This is a genomic window from Pelosinus sp. sgz500959 (assembly GCF_042610375.1).
Lineage (GTDB): Bacteria > Bacillota > Negativicutes > DSM-13327 > DSM-13327 > CTSoil-075.
In genome coordinates this window covers 31,282-49,902 of record NZ_JBGJZL010000001.1, presented here as the reverse complement: position 1 = coordinate 49,902, position 18,621 = coordinate 31,282, and the positions used below count along the sequence as shown (strand labels likewise).

Below are 18,621 nucleotides of genomic sequence, written 5' to 3'. Positions count from 1 at the left end.
ATAAGAAAAGCCTTCCAGATGATGGAAGGCTTTTGATTTTTAGTGACTGATTTTAGCGAGTCTAGGTAACCAACCACGGTTAAGCATAAGTTGTAGTAGACGATAATCCCAGTCTAAACCTGCATCAAGCATTTCTCTGTACATTAAGGCAACTTCGAGTTGATAAGATTGGTGTAATGTTGCTAATAAAGCCATTTGTGCAGCTTTAGCCATGGTACCAACAGCAATGGCAATTTCTCCGTCACTCATGTGAGCATCTGGAGGGATGTCTAATTGTTTTTTATGCAGTGTACGTTTGGCAAAAGACAAACTAGGTAAAGTTCCCCCACTATCGCTTAATAGTTTTTCAGAATGCTCAATTAAACCTTTAGTTTGTTTTTCGATCGCTTCCTTAATTAAAGCTTTTAGCTCACCATCTTGGGCATGATTATAAATAACCTCAAGAGAAGCAATGTTGTAACGACCTTGAGCAATGACGCCATACAAACCAGCTGCTTCTAAATAACTAAGGGGTTCTTTGTCAAAAAACATGTTCAAAATACTACGGGTTTCAGAACTTACTTTTTCTAACATCGTCATCGTTTTTTACCTCCTGTAGACCCATATTATAGTTTGATAAATCGAGTTTGTTTTCACGAACTCTGATAATAGATAGCATATACAGTTCTAGTTATTTTCATGCATCCTTATGTATAAAAAAGTGATTGTGAATTTACAGAAAATACTTATTTTATAAATAAAACCCTTTACTTTTCCCTGAAAAATAGTATACTAGTGGTATAGCCCAAGTAAATAGGTCTAGTGAGATTCAATTATCAATCCTTCTCAAGTAGCTTTTTTTGGCAAGGACAGGACTGAACCCTAAACCATTTGGGCAAAAAATTTGAGGGGGACTATTATAATGGTTCAAGACAAAACTTTAACATGCCGCGAGTGTGGCGTAGATTTCGTATTCTCAGCTTCCGAGCAAGATTTCTATAACGAAAAAGGGTTCACTAATGAGCCTGGTCGTTGCCCACAATGCCGTGCAGCTCGCAAACAAAGAAACAATGGCGGCGGCGGTTTCAGTCAAGGTGGCGCTCGTCCACAACGCGAAATGCATGATGTAACTTGTGCAGCTTGTGGCGTTGAAACACAAGTACCTTTCCGTCCAAGCAGCGATCGTCCAGTATATTGCCGCGATTGCTTCAGCAAAAACAGCGGTCGTTAATTCATAGTAACGATAGAAGCCCTTCTACTTTGGTAGAAGGGCTTTGTTGCGTAATTAGAGAGTATACACTTTCTTGATTACAAGTAAGAGTAACTAAGACTTTGGTCTACGCTGAGGCTTGACCGAAGTCAAGTTTTCTTTACGTATAAATTTTATTTTTTTAGAAAACCTATATATAGTCCGTTAAAAGGATTTTATTGAGAATAATATAACTTGATTGCCTAATACCTATTCTTTTTTAGAATGAATAGTGAGATATATAGTGATAATATGAATGTTTTTTTAAAAAGTATGTATTATATTTCACTTAACATCTATACAAAAGTAATAAAAGAGAGTTATAATTGTAACGAAGATCAATTGTTACTAGGAATACAATAATATGTAAAATTTAGGAGGATTCTGTCAGAATGAAAATTACTGTCATTGGTGCTGGTAATGTAGGCGCAACTTGCGCAAATGTAATTGCCCAAAGAGAATTAGCAAGTGAATTGGTATTGTTGGATATTAAAGAAGGCATCTCCGAAGGTAAATCCTTAGATATGATGCAAACTTCTGCGTTGCTTGGGTTTGATACTAGAGTGATTGGTAGTACAAATGATTATAGCAAAACTGCTGGTTCTGATGTGGTCGTGATCACTTCAGGCATTCCTCGTAAACCAGGCATGACTCGGGAAGATTTAATTGGTACAAATGCAGGTATCGTTAAAGGTGTAGTTGATAATATTCTCAAATACTCCCCTGAGGCTATTTTTGTTCTTGTTAGTAATCCAATGGATACTATGACTTATCTTGCACTTAAAGCAAGCGGCATTCCTAAAAACCGTGTGATCGGTATGGGCGGTATTTTGGATAGCTCCCGTTTCAAATGCTATTTGAGTCAAGCAATTGGTTGCCCTGCAACTGATCTGCATGGTGTTGTAATTGGTGGTCATGGCGATACTACAATGATTCCTTTAACTCGTTTTGCAACATATATGGGAGTTCCTGCTGCTGATTTATTAGATGCAGAAACTTTAGCAAAAGTAGCAGCTGATACAATGGTTGGTGGTGCTACATTGACAGGTATGCTTGGTACTTCAGCTTGGTATGCTCCTGGTGCAGCTGTTGCATTATTAGTTGAGTCCATTGTTCGCGATGAAAAGAAAGTTTATCCTTGCTGCGTATCTTTAGAAGGCGAGTATGGCCAAGAAGATATTTGTATCGGTGTTCCAGTTGTAATCGGCAAAACTGGTTGGGAAAAAATTGTTGAATACAAATTAAATGACGAAGAACAAGCTAAATTTAATAAAAGTGCTGATGCAGTTCGTAGCATGAACAAAGTATTAGTCGATATGAAATTAGTATAAAATCATCTCTTAGGTTGATAATCAAGAGATACATATAATTTAAAAAAGGAAAACACCAAACCATTGTAGAAGATGGCACTTGGTGTTTTTTCTTTTTTATAAGGAGTGATCTTCATTGGAGAAAATGTATAATGTACTAGAGACTGAGTGGGGTTATATGATGGCAACTTGGACAGATATAGGATTATGGGAACTTGATTTTCCTATCCAAGATCGACCAATTGTGCCAGAGAGTACTATAAGTTCAGAAGTGGAGCTTTGGTCGGAAGAACTTAAAAGAGAATTAAGTATGTACTGGCGTGGCTTTGCCGTTGATTTTGGTGTACCCATTGATTGGCGTGGTTACACGTCTTTTCAAATCAAAGTTTTGAAGTTTACAGCAAAAATTCCTTATGGACAAAGGACGACATATGGTGATGTAGCGCAGGCGATTGGGGTGCCTAAGGGAGCCCGAGCCACTGGTGGAGCACTTAATCGTAATCGTGTGCCCATCGTCATACCTTGCCATCGTGTCATCGGTGCCAGTGGTAGTTTGACTGGTTTTGGTGGAGGAATCGAATTAAAACAAGCCTTGTTACTACTCGAGAGTGGTAGCTTGTAAAGACTTGCTGATTAGATAAAAAAATAGTGTCAATAATTTCTCTGGCAGGATATAATAGTAATCAGTGATCTCAATAAGGAGGCTGGTTTGATGTGTGGTTTTTTGCTGCGTATTATTATTAATGCGTTGCTGTTATTTTTAGTGATTGCAGAGTTGCCAGGGATTTTTGTTGATACGTTAGGTGGTATGTTGCTTGGCGTTCTTATTGTAGGGCTTGTAAATGCGACAGTGCGGCCCATCATGATGCTCGCATCACGACCGCTAAATTGGCTACATTTAGGTGGAGCAACTTTCATTATGAATATTGTAACACCTTTTATTGTGATAAAGACTTTACCAGGTTTTCAAATTTATAATATGACTGCACCTATATTAGGTGTATTTTTGATGACGATTTGCAGTTGTACTTTATCAAAAGTCATTCAAGATCGTTAAGTAATTTTAAAGTGGGGGCTTATTTATGGCAATTAAACTCGTGGCAATCGATATGGATGATACGCTGCTTGATAATACATTAAAAGTTTCATCTCGGACGTGTGAGGCGATTCGCAAAGCACAAGAGCAAGGAGTGATTGTAACAATCGCTACTGGTAGAATGTTTGCTTCTGTGGTGCCTTTTGCACAACAACTGAATATACAAGTTCCAGTGATTAGCTACAATGGTGGTATGGTTCGACATCCCCATTCCAAAGAAGTATTGTTTCATCAATCTCTTGGGGCAACAATCGCAGGAAAAATTGTAGAAATATTTCGTGAGCGTGGTTGGTATTTACAATCTTATATGGATGATGAATTTTATGTGATTGAACGTTGTGAAAAAGCTAAGGGTTATGAGAAATTGTCAGGAATTCAAGCAATCGTTGTAGGGGATGCATTCTATACGATGAAACATGAACCGACCAAAATGTTATCGGTAGCCGAACCTCACGAACTAGAAGAAATTCAACAGGTTCTCAATAAAGAACTTGGGGACACTGTTTTTTTGGCAACTTCTAAATCGCGCTTTTTGGAAATTACTCATCCGCAAGTCAACAAAGGACATGCTTTGGCTGTCCTTGCAGAAAAGCTGATGATTCGTCAAGATGAAATTATGGCCATAGGGGATTCTAATAATGATTATCCTATGATTGAATATGCGGGTTTTGGTGTGGCAATGGGGAATGCTTCTGCGAGGGTAAAAAGCATTGCTCAGGCTGTTACTGCTGATAATAATCATCACGGTGTAGCCGAAGCCATTGAAAAATATGTATTAGCAAAATAGACGGAGGGGAATGAGTATGTTATTTACACCGTTTTCATTGAAACAGTTAGTTTTAAAAAATCGTGTAGTCATGCCGCCCATGTGTATGTATTGTGCAACTGATGATGGTATGGTGACTGATTGGCATGTTTTGCATTACGCGACGCGCGCTGTTGGTCAAGTCGGCCTTATTATTGTAGAAGCGACAAGTATTGAGCCGCGTGGACGTATTTCCAATCGAGATTTAGGAATTTGGGATGATGCCCATGTTGCTGGTTTGAAACGTATTGTAAATGATGTCCATGCTCAAGGTAGTAAGATTGCGATTCAATTGGGTCATGCCGGCCGAAAAAGTGAAGCAACCAATAGTGTTCCAGTAGCACCATCAGCGATCGCTTTTAATGAAGAATGTGGTATGCCTACGTCTTTGGTAGCAGAAGAAATTAAAGACATTGTTCAGAAATTTGCTAAGGCCGCAAAGCGAGCTGTTGCTGCTGGTTTTGATGCGATTGAATTGCATGCCGCCCATGGCTATCTAATCAATCAATTTTTATCTCCCTTAGCTAATCTGCGTACTGATGAATACGGGGGTAGTTTTGAGAATAGAGTGCGTCTGCTCAAGGAAGTTTTAATCTCCGTGCGTGCCGTAGTGCCAAGTGAAATGCCAATTATTGTTCGTGTATCAGCCGAAGAATATCATGCAGAGGGGAATAAACCAGAAGACGTGGCTGATATGCTTAATTTAGTCAAAGACTATGGGATTGATTTAGTCAATGTCAGTTCAGGGGCAGTTATTTCAGTGATGCCAAGAGTCTTTCCTGGTTATCAAATTCCAATGGCATTGGTTATTAAGCAAAAGACAGGTCTCCCTGTTCTTGGCGGAGGGTTGGTGACGGAACCTACCCAAGCCTTGCAATTAGTGAAAGCTGGTATTGATCTTATTTATACGGGTCGAGTTTTATTGCGCAATCCCTATTGGACATTACAGGCAGCTCATTTATTGCAAGAGGAAATTGATTGGCCAACTTCTTACATAAGAGGTAAGTGGTAAAGTAATGAAAACCAACTTCTGCAAAAAAGTAATCCTGTAGAAGTTGGTTTTTTCTATGAAACTGGTCTTTTTAAAGGATATAATTGAAGAATGTTGAATTAGTCATAGTAACGTTACTATAAATCATAGAGGAGGAATTTAGATATGCAGCATGAGAGTAAGGGGCAAACAAATGAGGAAATTCTAAATGCCTTTAAATTAGTCCTTCCGTATCTTAATAAAATTGTTCGTGAAGATATGGCTGTTGGTTTGACTGATTTAACAGAATATTTAGGTTATTATCGTGCGAGAGACTTTGAACTCGATTTACCCAATGGTACACCGATTAAAGGCATTGCTACGATTCAAGAATGTATACGTTTAGGAAAAGATACCTACGCTGATATTCCTCCTGAAGTATATGGAAGAACGATCAAGACAATCTTTACACCCATTTATGGCGTAAATAAAGAAATTATTGGGACATTGAGTTCAGGAATCGATTTAAAACATAGTCTTGATTTGGTTGATAATGTAGAGGCCCTTGCTGCTTCCACAAAACAGGTAGCAGAAAGTGTTGACCAAGTAGCTCATAGTGCCAGCGAACTTGCAAGTGCTGGTCAGCAGGCTATAAAGGTTGCTCATAATTTAATCGAAAAAAATCAACATACGGCGCAAATTTTGGAGTTTATCAAAAATATTGCTGCACAGACAAATCTCTTAGGCCTAAATGCTGCCATTGAGGCGGCGCGTGCTGGTGAGCATGGTCGAGGCTTTGCTGTCGTTGCAGAAGAGGTAAGAAAACTTGCAGAGCAATCCCAAGAAGCCGTTAAGCAAATACAAAGTACTTTACGTGAAGTCGGCCAGGCTGTCGTTGAGATCAACAAATCAATCGAAGTAACGGGTGCCATTAGTGAAGAGCAAGCCGCAACAACCCAAGAAATATCAGCTAATTTGGAGAGAATCAATAGCAATGCAAGGCAGTTGCAGAGTTATGTAGCACGTTATAAATAATGTAAGGGGGGGAGTTTGAGAAATCAAACTGCCTCCCTTTTTCAACTAGAGTAAAGGAGAGGTTTAAAAGATAGCTAAAAGCACTGCATTGTATAGGGAAAAAGATAGTGGTTTTTTTTTGAAAGTTGTGTTAACCTAATTAATATATTAAGTTAACGAAGAGGGGTTTAGAAATGAAACAGATACAGTTAATCACAGAGATCGGGCAACGAGTACTAGCGGGTCAATCCATTACAATGGAAGAAGCGGCAGCTTTATCCCAGATACCAGATCAAGATTTACCTTTTTTATTAGCAATGGCCGATAAAATTAGGCAGAAGTTTGTTGGGGATGAAGTGGATCTATGTGTGATTGTCAATGGCCGTTCGGGCAAGTGTACGGAAGATTGCAGTTTTTGCGCTCAGTCTATGCATCATAAGGCGCAAATCTCTGTATATCCTTTGTTGACGAGCGATGAACTAGTTGCTGCAGCCAAACAAGCAGAAGCTAATGGTTCTCACCGATTTAGTATTGTAACAAGTGGCCGTGGCGCTGAGCAGGATAAAGATTTTGGTAAAATTTTAGAAGCTCTGAGGAGAATTCAAGCAGAAACTAATCTTAAGGTATGTGCTTCACTTGGTACGTTATCAGCGGAAAATGCACGGGCCCTTAAGGCTGCTGGTGTGAGTCGTTATCATCATAATGTGGAGACCAGCCAAAGCTATTATGGGGATATCTGTACGACCCATACCTATAATGACCGGGCTAATACCATCAAGGCGGCTCATGCAGCTGGTCTTGAAGTGTGTTCGGGCGGAATTATTGGTATGGGAGAAAGTATGCAGCAACGCCTGGAAATGGCTTTTGAACTTAGAGAACTAGGTGTTCATTCCGTACCGATCAATATTTTAAATCCTATCAAAGGAACAGCGATGGCTAATCAACCTCCTCTAAGGCCATTAGAAATATTGAGGATTTTTGCATTGTTTAGATTTATTATGCCTAAGATGGGCATTCGTACTGCTGGTGGGCGGGAAGTTAATTTGCGAGATTTGCAGTCGATAGGTTTGATGAGCGGTCTGAGTGGAATGCTCATTGGTGGATATTTGACGACTGGTGGGCGTGATAGTGGGATGGATTTACAAATGGTTAAGGATATGGGACGAGTGGCTCTTTCAGCGAGGGAGGGATAATTCATGGAAAATAAAACACGGATGCTGACGGAAACTGCTTTGTTGACGGCTTTGATTACGGTCACTGGTGCCATTAAGCTCCCAGGATTTATTCCTGGTACAGAGTTTCAATTATCAGCACCCTTAGCAGTGGCGATTTGTGCAGTCTTTGGTTTTACTAAGTATCTGACTGCAGGTGTTTTATCCAGCTTAATTGGATTAATACTTGGTACGCAAACCTTACTCAATGTATTTATTGCCATGGTTTTTCGTGTAGTCGTAGGTGTGGTGATTGGAATATTGGGTACTTCTTGGCCGGTCTTAGCAGTCGCAGGTCCGTTAGGTTCAAGTGTAGCACGGATATCTTTGGGTGGTATTGTTGGTAAAGCTGTGATTCCCCTTCTAATCGCAGCGATACCTGGAATGATCTATACGGCAATTGCAGCTTGGCCACTGACTATGTTACTCAAAAGGGTGAAAACCCAGACCGAAAAGGTTATCCATGTTATACAGCGTTAGGATGCGCTCAGCTCAAGGGGGAGCTCATGAAGTTGGTGGTCGTCATATTTCTGGAGCCGAGCGGATTGTTTCGCAAGACAGAATTGAAGAAACGACTAATGCCATGTTAGCACGCGCTTTTTCCCACACACGAGGAAAGGCCGACTTTATTAATATTGTTGTCGAAAATATTGAAGGTGAGAGAGTGCAAGAAGTTCCTTTGTTGCCAGTCTATACTCGAATAGGAAGAGACGTAGTCATGGGACGACAAATCGCAGAAGAGAGTCTCCTTGAATCGGGTGTTACGTTGCGAGCAGTTCAAAATGGTATGGCGGCACTGCTCGCGCTGACAGATAGTATGCGAGGAGCGATGCTGGTTTGCGCTGTGACTGGTCAACGTCTTGATGATACTGGTATGCGAGGTGTTCGCGTGTCAAGGATGGATATTGATCATGAAGAGGCATTTCATGAGATACTTGAAGATAAGGGAATGAATAACACTCATGTGCAAGAAGCGTTAGTGCTGGCGAGTAAAGTTGTGACGGCACCAAACCTCATCGCTGAACTATGTTGGTCTGATGATCCTGAATATACAACAGGTTATGTCGCTTCTGCAGCTGGTTATATTCGTATACCACACTGTAAACCTCTTGGCAGTTTACTAGGTGGGCGAGTATTTTTTGTGAAGCCTGAAGGGGATCTAGAGAGTATTGTAGATTATTTGGCGAATCAGCCGGTAATTGTAAAAGTACCTGAAGAGCTGTAGTGGAGGATGGTTACAAGTGGAGGATTGGACAGATTACATTACTACCGTGAAAGAACTGAACTTATATCGCGCTCCGGTCAATTATCGACCTTTAGATGCTGTTCACGTGGAGGCCGAGGGACAGAAGTATTTGCTGCTAGCTACTAATAATTATCTCGGATTGACCCATTCTTTAGCCGTTAAAAAAGCCGCTATGTCCGCTGTAGAGCAGTATGGTACAGGATCAGGAGGAGCTAGGCTGACAACGGGGAGTCATCCTTTATATGAAAAAATTGAGAAAAAAATCGCAGCATTTAAAGGTACTGAGGCCGCTGTGGTATTTAATACTGGGTACATGGCAAATGTGGGAACAATCAGTGCAATCCTTAATAAGGGCGATGTGGTATTTAGTGATGAACTTAATCATGCCAGTATTATTGATGGGTGTCGTTTATCAAAAGGTCAGACTGTTGTATATCGTCATGCTGATATGAATCATCTGGCAGAGGTTTTAGAAAATACAACTTGCTCAGGTCGGCGGCTTATTGTTACGGATGGGGTTTTTAGTATGGATGGTGATATTGCTCCTCTTGATCAGATCGTAACGCTTGCTGAACAATATCAAGCGATGGTCATGGTTGATGATGCCCACGCAGTAGGGGTGCTCGGTAGAGGTGGACGCGGAACTGTGGATTATTTTGGTCTCAAAGATCGTGTACAGATTCAAGTGGGAACGTTAAGCAAGTCTCTCGCAGCGGAAGGCGGTTATGTTGCTGGCAGCCAAGCCTTGATTCATTATCTAATAAATAAGGCCCGTAGTTTTATTTTTTCTACAGCCTTATCGCCAGCTACCATTGGTGCTGCCTATGCAGCTCTTGAAGAATTAGAAAAAAATCCAGGGCTTGTTGATCAATTATTAATGAATGCTGATTATGTACGGACAGCTCTTGTCGATGCTGGTTTACAGGTTGATGGTCGAGTAACTCCCATATTGCCTATCATGGTTGGGGAGGCAGGAATTGCAGTGAAGATGGCAGAGGAATTAAAGAAGGCAGGACTCATTGTTTCAGCCATTCGACCGCCAACAGTGATGCCGGGGGCAAGTCGTTTGCGTCTTACAGTATCAGCTGCTCATCAGTATGATGATCTAAAACGCGCAGTTAACATCATCATTGCAGTCAGTAAAAAAATGAATTTAATATAAGGAGTGATTGCATGTCGGGGTTATTTATTACAGCAACAGATACAGATGTTGGTAAAACCGTGATTACTGGAGCAATTGCTGCAGCATTGCGTACTCGCAAAATTCATGTTGGAGTTATGAAACCCTTAGCGTCAGGTGGAGTTACTGATCAATTTGGCAATTTGGTGGCTGAAGATGCGACCTTTATTATGAAGGCTGCTGGAATTGCAGAAAGTGAGCGCAGTCTCGTGAATCCACTGTGCCTCGCCCCTGCCTTAACACCAGCAGTGGCTGCAACAGTTAGCAATATTGAAGTTAATATGCCTGCAATTATTAAGATATATCAAGATCTTGCTAAAAAATATCAGCCTTTATTAGTGGAAGGGGTAGGGGGCATTACAGCGCCGTTATGGCAAGATTATCTGCTGGTTGATTTAATGGTGGAACTGTCCTTACCTGTGATTGTTGTGACAAGGCCTAATTTAGGCACAATTAATCACACCGTGCTAACCGTAGAATATGCTCGGCAGCGTGGGCTAAAGGTAGCAGGGATTATTATCAATGGCTGGAATGAAAATGAAGTTGGTATTTTAGAAAAATCCAATGAAGTATATATCACTCGTTTAACTCAAGTACCCATTTTGGGGAAATTTCCTTATTCATCTAAGATTGGCGAAGGGAATATTGAGGGAAGCGAGCTTGCTAGGCTTGCTGAAGAATATTTACAGATGGATAAAATCATCAGCATTATAGAAAGGGGATCGAATGATGAATGAAATCGAAGCGAAAGATAAACAATATGTCTGGCATCCTTTTACTCAGATGCAAGAATGGGTAGCTCAACCTCAAATGGTGATTGAGGCCGCTGAGGGGATAAAACTGATTGATAGTGAAGGGCATCAATATTATGATGGTGTATCTTCTTTGTGGGTGAATATCCACGGTCATCGTCATCCGAAAATTGATCAAGCAATTGTTGACCAGTTAGGCAAGGTTGCTCATACTACCATGCTAGGTCTAGTCAATGTACCAGCAACTCAGCTAGCAGAAGAGTTAATGGCAGTTGTGCCTAAAGGGTTAACTAAATTATTTTACTCCGATGATGGTTCGACTGCTGTAGAAATTGCCATTAAAATGGCTTATCAGTATTGGCAGTTAAAAGGTAAGAGTAAGAAACAAAAATTTGTGACTCTTGCCAATGCCTATCATGGTGATACAGTGGGGACTGTGAGTGTGGGTGGAATTGATCTTTTTCATCGAATTTTTTCATCATTGTTATTTGAAAGCATTCAAGCCCCTTGTCCTTCTTGTTATCACTGTCAACTGTCTTCTGATCCAGAGCAGTGTGGTATGCTCTGTATTGATCAAGTAGAGAAAATTTTAGCCGAGCATCATGAAGAAATTGCTGCCATGATTGTAGAACCATTGGTACAGGCAGCAGCCGGTATGCTGACTCAACCCAAGGGATATTTGAAAAAACTGCGAGAGTTAACAGCAAAATATAATGTGCTTTTCTTAGTCGATGAAGTGGCGACTGGCTTTGGGCGTACAGGTAAGATGTTTGCTTGTGATCATGAAGATGTATCTCCAGATTTTATGATGGTAGCAAAAGGTATTACAGGAGGTTATCTGCCATTGGCGGCCACTTTTATGACCGATGAAATTTACAATGCCTTTTTAGGTGATTATACCCAGCAACGGACTTTTTTTCATGGACATTCTTACACTGGAAATCCTCTGTGTTGTGCTGCTGGTCTTGCTAATCTAGAGATTTTTCGTGAGGAGCAAGTGATTGAAAGTCTTCAGGAAAAAATTGCAGCAGCGACTACTAAGCTTACTGCTTTTAAACAACTGAAACATGTTGGTGAAGTTCGTCAGCAGGGGTTAATGATTGGGATTGAACTTGCGGAAAATCCAGAGAAAAAAATACCCTTTTCCTGGAACATGGCAGTGGGAGCAAAAGTTTGCAAAAAAACGAGAGAATATGGCCTTATCATTCGTCCTATTGGTAGTGTGGTCGTTTTTATGCCGCCATTGATTAGCACGGTAGTAGAAATTGAGCATATGATTGATATTATCTATCGATCCATACAAGACGTTACAGAAACAAAGCAAGACCAATATGATGATGAAGAAGTGGCAGCCGTATTGATTTAGAATGGTAAGTTTATAATCATATAAGGGCAAAATAAAAGTCAGTCGTGATGTAATAGAACGACTGACTTTTGTTATGGAATCAGAAAGTAGGAACTTTCTTGATTTTAAGTAAGAAGGACTAAGGCTTATGTTTTTTTACGTAATCAAAAAGCATAACGCTCTCTTGATTACAAGTAAGGGCAACTAAGATTTTGGTCTACGCTGAGGCTTGACCAAAGTCGAGTTTTCTTTATATTAAAAAAACTTGCATATACTTATTACATAAAGTATAATAAGTACATAATATATAAAGTATAATAAGTGAGGGTGAAGAAATGAGGATCGGCATTTATGGTTCGTCTTTTAACCCTGTAACCAATGGACATTTGTGGTCAGCAAATACAATTGCAGTGAGAGAAGGACTGGATAAAATAATTTTTTTACCCTCATCCAATAAACGTAGGGATAAAGAAATTCAGACTGAAGATCATCATCGTCTTGAGATGTTAAAATTAGCAGTAATGGAAAATACTAGATTTGAGCTTGATGATTATGAAATGAAGGCCGTTGCCGGTCGTCATTATACATATGAAACTATGAGATACCTTCGAGAAAAATATCCAAATGATCAATTATTTTTTCTCATGGGAGCTGATTTGTTAAGCCAATTGCCTCAATGGACATATGCTAATGAACTGGTGAAGTCAACTCAATTTATTGTGATTGAACGGGGCAATATTGTAATGCATCGTGTCATTGCAGAAATGCCCCTTTTAAGAAAATATGAAAGAAATTTTACTTTAGTTTATAAAGGACTTGTCAATGAGATTAGCTCTTCCTATATTAGAGAAGAATTTCAATATGGGAGTGATCCCCGCTACTTGCTACCTGAAAGTGTCTACCACTACATCATCGAAAATAATGTGTACAAAGGAGAAGATTGAAGTGGTTGAGAGTAGAATAACATCGGAAGAATTTGATAAACATCACAATATGAAAGTCGCGACTGATGTTTTATTATATACAATACGTAACGAAAATCAGGAAAATCTTCGCAAATTGCCAGAGAAAAAATTGCAGCTTCTTATGATTAAACGTAAAAGTGAACCTTATAAAGGACAGTGGGCCATTCCAGGTGGCGTAGTTGAAAATAATGAGGATCTTGATACAGCTACATACAGAGAATTAAAAGAAGAAACCAATATCGATAATGTGTATGTAGAGCAACTCTATACTTGGGGATCTAAAGATCGTGATCCGCGCGCAATCTCTTCACGGCAAAATCGTACCATGAGCGTTTCCTACATGGCTTTGGTTGACAGTGAGAAACTGAATATTCAGGCTGGTGATGATGCAGAAGATGCGAAATGGTTTACAGTACAATGTTCTCGTATAGCAACGACCTTAGAAGATGGAAAAGGTTCTGTATATGGCAAAGAAAGAGACTATTCTTTAACTCTTGTCCATAAGGAAGGGGAGGAAGAAATCGAATGTTCGGCCATTATATGCGTCAAAGATATGATTGAAGGAACAGTTGTCTGTACGGAACGAGAAGTAGTAGAATCTCATAATATCGCATTTGATCATGCGAAGATTATTCAGTATAGTCTTGAACGCTTGCAAAATAAGGTGGAATATACGAATATTGCTTTTAATCTAATGCCAGAGTTTTTTACAATCGCAGAAATTCAAGATGTATATGAAATTTTGCTAGGTAAAAAATTACTAACCCCCAATTTTCGTAAAAAAATGATTGATGTAGATCGACTAGTTGTGCCAACCAACAAAAAACGGACAGAAAAAGTTGGTCATCGGCCATCGATTCTCTATAAATTCAATACGGACTGGTTTAATAAAAATCTGTAAAAGGAAGTGGCAATTGTGACGATCTATAACCAAGAAAGACTTGCTCATGATGTTTTTAAAATAGAGGCAGAAAAAATCCGTAATGGCTGGTATTCCGATAAATATTTTTGTAATAATGTCATTATGCTTGAGCAGTTAGCTCAAGAAGGGTATACATTTCAAGGGGAAAGTGATGTTGAGGGCGTTGATTGCTCTAAGGTTCATAATGGCGATCTAGAGGTAGAAATGCAGATTTTTACACGTCGCAGACCTATTAGTGTTGTTGCTGGAGTTGATGAAGCTCTTGCGATCTTGAAAGAATGTACTGGCTATTATGAAAATGATTGTTTTGTCAATACGTATGATAAGTTGGAAGTGGAAGCTGTTCGTGATGGTACTTTCGTACATTATAATGGAGATGCACTCAACGTCGAGCCTGTCATGAAAATCAGAGGACGGTATCGAGATTTTGCTAAATTAGAAACCGTATTATTAGGTGTGATTGCAGAACCAACTCGTATTGCTACAAATGTCTATAATACCCTTGTAGCAAGCCAGTCCAAAGAAATTTTATTTTTTCCTGCACGTTTCACTCATTATAAGCTTCAAGCCCTTCATGGTTATGCATACTCTGTAGCTGTACAAGCTCATAACGCTCAGTTTGGTAAGAAAAATTATCGTTTTGTCTCTACAGATGAACAAGGTTCCTGGTGGGGAGCTGAAGGTGTTGGAACAATCGCCCATGCAACGATTTGCTCTTTCCTTGGTGATACAACTGAAACAATGATGCAATTTTGCCGTATTATGCCAAAAGAAGTGGCGCGAATTGCGTTAATCGATTATAAAAATGATTGTCTAGGTGAGTCTAAAAAAATCATGGGACGCATGTTTGCAAAATATCTAGAACTTATGAATGCAGGGAAAGAAGAAGAAGCAGGCTATTATAAACTCTATGCCGTGCGTCCTGATACTTCTGCCAATATGATTGATGTATCTTTGAACAAACCGACAGCAACCCTTGCGACGGATGGCGGCGTTTGTCCGCGATTGATTCGGAGTTTGCGGTTGGCTTTAGACTCGGCATATGAAGAATGGAATGTACCAAGTGAACATTTGGCCATGGCAAAAGATTGGTGCAAAAGTGTATTAATTGCTGTGACTGGTGGCTTTAATATTGCCAAAATTACTGAGTTTGAACGTAATGATGTTCCAGTGGATATTTATGGTGTTGGGTCCTCTCTCATTGAAAACTCTAAAGAAACAAATAATGATTTTACTGCAGATATTGTACGCGTTAAAATCTATGATAAATGGCATAGTTTATCTAAAATTGGTCGCGGTGTTTGCGATAATCCAAATCTTGAAACTATTTTATAAAGGTAACTTGATTGCGGATAAAAAGGTTTTACGATTTAAATGAATACGTATAAGACTCAGAAAGGATACATATCACTGTGTATCCTTTTTGCTTTTTTAGCAAAAGTACCATATAATTAATAAACAAGTAATGGTTAATAATGGGGGAGACGATATCATGAAATTTCTTGCTGATTTACATATTCATACAATATCTAGCGGGCACGCTTATAGTACAGTACTAGAAAATGCAAGGGCAGCAGCCGATAAAGGCTTAGAAATGATTGCGATTACGGATCATGGTCCAGCTATGCCTGGTGGTCCTCATATCTATCATTTTGGCAACCTGCGGATTCTGCCTGAAGAGTTATTTGGTGTAAGAATACTCAAAGGTGTAGAGGCCAATATAATCGATCGAGCAGGCACCCTTGATTTGCCAGCAGATCGGTTAGCTCCTCTTGACATTGTGTTGGCTGGCTTACATACTATTTGCTCGCCATGTGGTTCTGTCGAAGAAAATACAGAAATGTTGGTCAATGCCATTAAAAACCCATGGGTGGATGTTATTGTTCATCCTGGTAATCCAGAATATTTAATTGATGCTGAAGCTGTGGTAAAGGCGGCAGTCGAGTATGATGTGGCCATTGAAATCAACAATAGCTCTTTAAAATTATCAAGAGCCGGCAGTCGACCTTATTGTGAAAAAATTCTTGCCTTAGCCAAAGAGTATAAGGCTAAAATCATCGTCGGTACTGATAGTCATTTTGCACTATCAATCGGCAATTTTAGTGAGGCGATTGCCCTGCTAGAAAAATATGAGATTGATCCTAGTGCAATTTTAAATACGTCGATCGCAAGCGTTGAAAGTCATTTGGCAAGACGTTCAAATCGTAAAAGACAGAAGGTATAAGAAAATGGAGGATATGATGATGGAAGATGTCCGTTTGGTGATCATTACCGGCATGTCTGGTGCAGGTAAGACTCAAGTTGTGCGGACCCTGGAAGATCTAGGTTATTTTTGTGTAGATAATTTACCGCCCATGCTGATTCCTAAATTTGCAGAACTGTGCTCCCAATCAGCTGGACGCGTGAATAAAATTGCTTTAGTGGTCGATATTCGTGGGCGAGAGTTTTTTGATACATTAATGCAAACATTAGAGGAACTCGAAAAAAATGGTCATCGTTATGAAATGCTTTTTCTAGAAGCCTCTGATGAAACCTTAATTCGGCGTTATAAAGAAACACGGCGGCGACATCCTATGGCACCTCATGGACGCATTAGCGAAGGGATTGCTCGTGAACGAGAGCGGGTCGATCAAGTGCGCGGGCGGGCTACTAAAATTGTCGATACTTCAGAATTAACAACATCTGGTTTGCGAGAAAAAATTACAAGTTTATTTGCCAGCGATCATGAGTGTCAGCGGATGAACATCACTGTAGTGTCTTTTGGCTTTAAATATGGAATTCCGTTAGATGCAGATATGGTTTTTGATGTACGTTTTTTACCGAATCCTTTTTATGTAGAATCATTGCGGCGTAAGAGTGGAATGGTAGCTGAGGTGGGAGAATATATTTGGAAATGGCCAATTACACAACAATTTATGGCGAAAATTACAGAGTTTGTTGATTTTTTAGTACCAAATTATATTACAGAAGGAAAAAGTCAGTTGATTATTGCCATTGGATGTACGGGGGGAATGCATCGATCCGTATTTGTTGCAAGTAAAATTCATGAAAGCCTAAAATACAAAGGTTATAAAGTAAATCTTGATCACCGAGATGTTAAGAAAAATGTTATCGAAGTTCATCCAGAATGATAAGGATTATGCAGGACGTGATTCAAATGAAATTATGTCGCTATGGCGACACGCAAAGGGTCGAGGTGTAATTGCATGCATTTTTTGAAATGGATGTACCCTGGTATTAAGGTAAAACGTTGGTTATTATTATTTTCTTTGGGTGTTATTGTTGCAAGTATGGGGATTGCGATTGTCTTTAATTACAAATATGCGGGGAATTTAGAAGAGGCTATTTTTAGAATGGTCTATCTGACTACAGGTAAGTATTATTATGCTGTGACGACCATTGTAGGAGTTTCTGTTATTGCGAGCGGACTTGTAGTGATGACACTAGCAACTCGCCAAATTATTGCTTCGGTGATTAGCGTACTGATTCCTGAAGGTTCGGATCGATTAATTGAGCTTATTTTTCAAAAGCGTAAGCTGAATCGAGGACCGGCAGTCACTGTTATTGGTGGGGGGACAGGTTTATCCGTATTGCTGCGAGGAATTAAGAGTGTAACTGGTAACATCACAGCCATTGTAACCGTGGCGGATGACGGTGGTTCTTCTGGGCGCCTGCGCGAAGACTTTGACATGATTCCTCCTGGGGATTTACGAAATTGTTTGGTAGCATTGGCTGATACTGAGCCATTAATGGAAAAATTATTCCAACATCGTTTTGGTGGAAATGGTGATCTGGCTGGACATAATTTTGGAAATTTGTTTATTGCAGCCATGACTGAGGTCTTGGGTGATGTAGAGAAAGCTTTAAAAGAATCAAGTAAAGTCTTAGCTGTAAGAGGACGAGTTTTGCCTGCTTCCATTCAAAAAGTACGACTTTGGGCGAGGATGACAGATGGTAGTGTTGTAGAAGGGGAATCGAATATCCCATTGACGCAGAAACGAATTGATAGAGTTTATTTGCAACCTGAAGATACCATGCCAGTAGAGAGTGCCCTTGAAGCCATCCGTGATGCTGATGCTGTTATTTTAGGACCTGGCAGTTTATATACCAGTATTTTACCGAATCTATTAGTACAGGGTGTAGCTGAGACATTGCGTCAAAGTCAAGCTGTCAAAATTTATATCTGTAATGTGATGACTCAACCAGGCGAGACTGATGGGTATAGTGCCTCGGATCATATTCAGGCGATCGTAGACCATGTTGGTCCTGGGATTATTGACTATGTTGTTGTTAATACTCATCATGTGACAATGAATTTACAAGAAAAATATGCATCGCAAGGAGCTTATCCAGTCGAAGTCGATGTGGATGCCATTGAAGCGATGGGTATCAAAGTATTTAAGGCAGATGTAATTAGCGAAACGAATTGGGTACGACATGATCCGCTCAAGTTATCTAGAACCATTGTATCCATGATTTATAAACTAAAAACAAATTCCGAACGCATGCGACTGCTGGATTATTATTTGATCGGTGAAAGTATAAAAAATTTAAAAAAATGAGCAATGAGTTATAAA

20 protein-coding genes are annotated in these 18,621 nt (G+C 39.8%); 19 read left to right on the top strand and 1 reads right to left on the bottom strand.

The features are described 5' to 3' along the window. Positions 1–39: 39 nt before the first annotated feature. Positions 40–579 carry a DUF3231 family protein gene (locus ACAN52_RS00230; protein WP_378950431.1) on the bottom strand — a complete coding sequence of 180 codons (540 nt, stop codon included), beginning with the start codon at positions 577–579 and terminating at the stop codon, positions 40–42. A 322-nt stretch (positions 580–901) separates the two neighbouring features. Between ACAN52_RS00230 and ACAN52_RS00225 the strand changes: the two genes are divergently transcribed. The 19 genes from ACAN52_RS00225 (at position 902) to yvcK (ending at position 18,606) form a co-directional block, all read left to right on the top strand. Then, complete coding sequence (locus ACAN52_RS00225) at positions 902–1,210, top strand: zinc-ribbon domain containing protein (protein WP_378950428.1); 309 nt, start codon at positions 902–904, stop codon at positions 1,208–1,210. A gap of 410 nt (positions 1,211–1,620) precedes the next feature. Next, on the top strand, positions 1,621–2,559 hold the full coding sequence (gene mdh / locus ACAN52_RS00220; RefSeq protein WP_378950425.1) for a malate dehydrogenase: 939 nt from the start codon (positions 1,621–1,623) through the stop codon (positions 2,557–2,559). Positions 2,560–2,683: 124 nt separating this feature from the next. Continuing rightward, positions 2,684–3,160, top strand: coding sequence for a methylated-DNA--[protein]-cysteine S-methyltransferase (locus tag ACAN52_RS00215; protein WP_378951778.1), 477 nt, complete (start codon positions 2,684–2,686; stop codon positions 3,158–3,160). A 90-nt stretch (positions 3,161–3,250) separates the two neighbouring features. Next, positions 3,251–3,595, top strand: a complete 345-nt coding sequence (locus ACAN52_RS00210) for a phage holin family protein (RefSeq protein ID WP_378950422.1) — start codon at positions 3,251–3,253, stop codon at positions 3,593–3,595. Between the two features lie 25 nt (positions 3,596–3,620). Beyond that, entirely contained in the window at positions 3,621–4,421 is an 801-nt protein-coding gene (locus tag ACAN52_RS00205; protein WP_378950419.1) for a Cof-type HAD-IIB family hydrolase, read from the top strand. Positions 4,422–4,437: 16 nt separating this feature from the next. Further along, a complete protein-coding gene (gene namA / locus ACAN52_RS00200; protein WP_378950416.1) occupies positions 4,438–5,451 on the top strand; it encodes an NADPH dehydrogenase NamA in 1,014 nt (337 codons plus the stop codon). Between the two features lie 144 nt (positions 5,452–5,595). After that, positions 5,596–6,444: a methyl-accepting chemotaxis protein gene (locus ACAN52_RS00195; protein WP_378950413.1), complete on the top strand. Its 849-nt coding sequence runs from the start codon at positions 5,596–5,598 to the stop codon at positions 6,442–6,444. Positions 6,445–6,617: 173 nt separating this feature from the next. Next, positions 6,618–7,616 carry a biotin synthase BioB gene (gene bioB, locus ACAN52_RS00190; protein ID WP_378950411.1) on the top strand — a complete coding sequence of 333 codons (999 nt, stop codon included), beginning with the start codon at positions 6,618–6,620 and terminating at the stop codon, positions 7,614–7,616. Between the two features lie 3 nt (positions 7,617–7,619). Further along, positions 7,620–8,114 (top strand): hypothetical protein, encoded by a 495-nt coding sequence (locus ACAN52_RS00185; RefSeq protein WP_378950408.1) that lies wholly within the window; start codon positions 7,620–7,622, stop codon positions 8,112–8,114. Further along, positions 8,098–8,859, top strand: coding sequence for a 6-carboxyhexanoate--CoA ligase (locus ACAN52_RS00180; RefSeq protein ID WP_378950405.1), 762 nt, complete (start codon positions 8,098–8,100; stop codon positions 8,857–8,859). Before ACAN52_RS00185 ends, ACAN52_RS00180 begins: the two co-directional genes overlap by 17 nt. Positions 8,860–8,875: 16 nt before the next feature. Then, positions 8,876–10,042 (top strand): 8-amino-7-oxononanoate synthase, encoded by a 1,167-nt coding sequence (bioF, locus tag ACAN52_RS00175; protein WP_378950402.1) that lies wholly within the window; start codon positions 8,876–8,878, stop codon positions 10,040–10,042. A gap of 11 nt (positions 10,043–10,053) precedes the next feature. Further along, a complete protein-coding gene (gene bioD, locus ACAN52_RS00170; RefSeq protein ID WP_378950399.1) occupies positions 10,054–10,797 on the top strand; it encodes a dethiobiotin synthase in 744 nt (247 codons plus the stop codon). Beyond that, positions 10,790–12,178, top strand: coding sequence for an adenosylmethionine--8-amino-7-oxononanoate transaminase (gene bioA / locus ACAN52_RS00165; RefSeq protein WP_378951775.1), 1,389 nt, complete (start codon positions 10,790–10,792; stop codon positions 12,176–12,178). The genes bioD and bioA overlap by 8 nt, the downstream gene beginning before the upstream one ends. Positions 12,179–12,492: 314 nt before the next feature. Beyond that, on the top strand, positions 12,493–13,101 hold the full coding sequence (nadD, locus tag ACAN52_RS00160; protein ID WP_378950397.1) for a nicotinate (nicotinamide) nucleotide adenylyltransferase: 609 nt from the start codon (positions 12,493–12,495) through the stop codon (positions 13,099–13,101). A gap of 1 nt (position 13,102) precedes the next feature. Continuing rightward, positions 13,103–14,023 carry an NUDIX domain-containing protein gene (locus tag ACAN52_RS00155; protein ID WP_378950394.1) on the top strand — a complete coding sequence of 307 codons (921 nt, stop codon included), beginning with the start codon at positions 13,103–13,105 and terminating at the stop codon, positions 14,021–14,023. 15 nt (positions 14,024–14,038) lie between these two features. After that, positions 14,039–15,379 carry a nicotinate phosphoribosyltransferase gene (locus tag ACAN52_RS00150; RefSeq protein ID WP_378950391.1) on the top strand — a complete coding sequence of 447 codons (1,341 nt, stop codon included), beginning with the start codon at positions 14,039–14,041 and terminating at the stop codon, positions 15,377–15,379. A 157-nt stretch (positions 15,380–15,536) separates the two neighbouring features. After that, positions 15,537–16,268 (top strand): phosphatase, encoded by a 732-nt coding sequence (locus ACAN52_RS00145; protein WP_378950388.1) that lies wholly within the window; start codon positions 15,537–15,539, stop codon positions 16,266–16,268. Between the two features lie 19 nt (positions 16,269–16,287). Continuing rightward, entirely contained in the window at positions 16,288–17,175 is an 888-nt protein-coding gene (rapZ, locus tag ACAN52_RS00140; protein WP_378951773.1) for an RNase adapter RapZ, read from the top strand. Between the two features lie 75 nt (positions 17,176–17,250). After that, positions 17,251–18,606: a uridine diphosphate-N-acetylglucosamine-binding protein YvcK gene (yvcK, locus tag ACAN52_RS00135; RefSeq protein WP_378950385.1), complete on the top strand. Its 1,356-nt coding sequence runs from the start codon at positions 17,251–17,253 to the stop codon at positions 18,604–18,606. Positions 18,607–18,621: the final 15 nt, after the last annotated feature.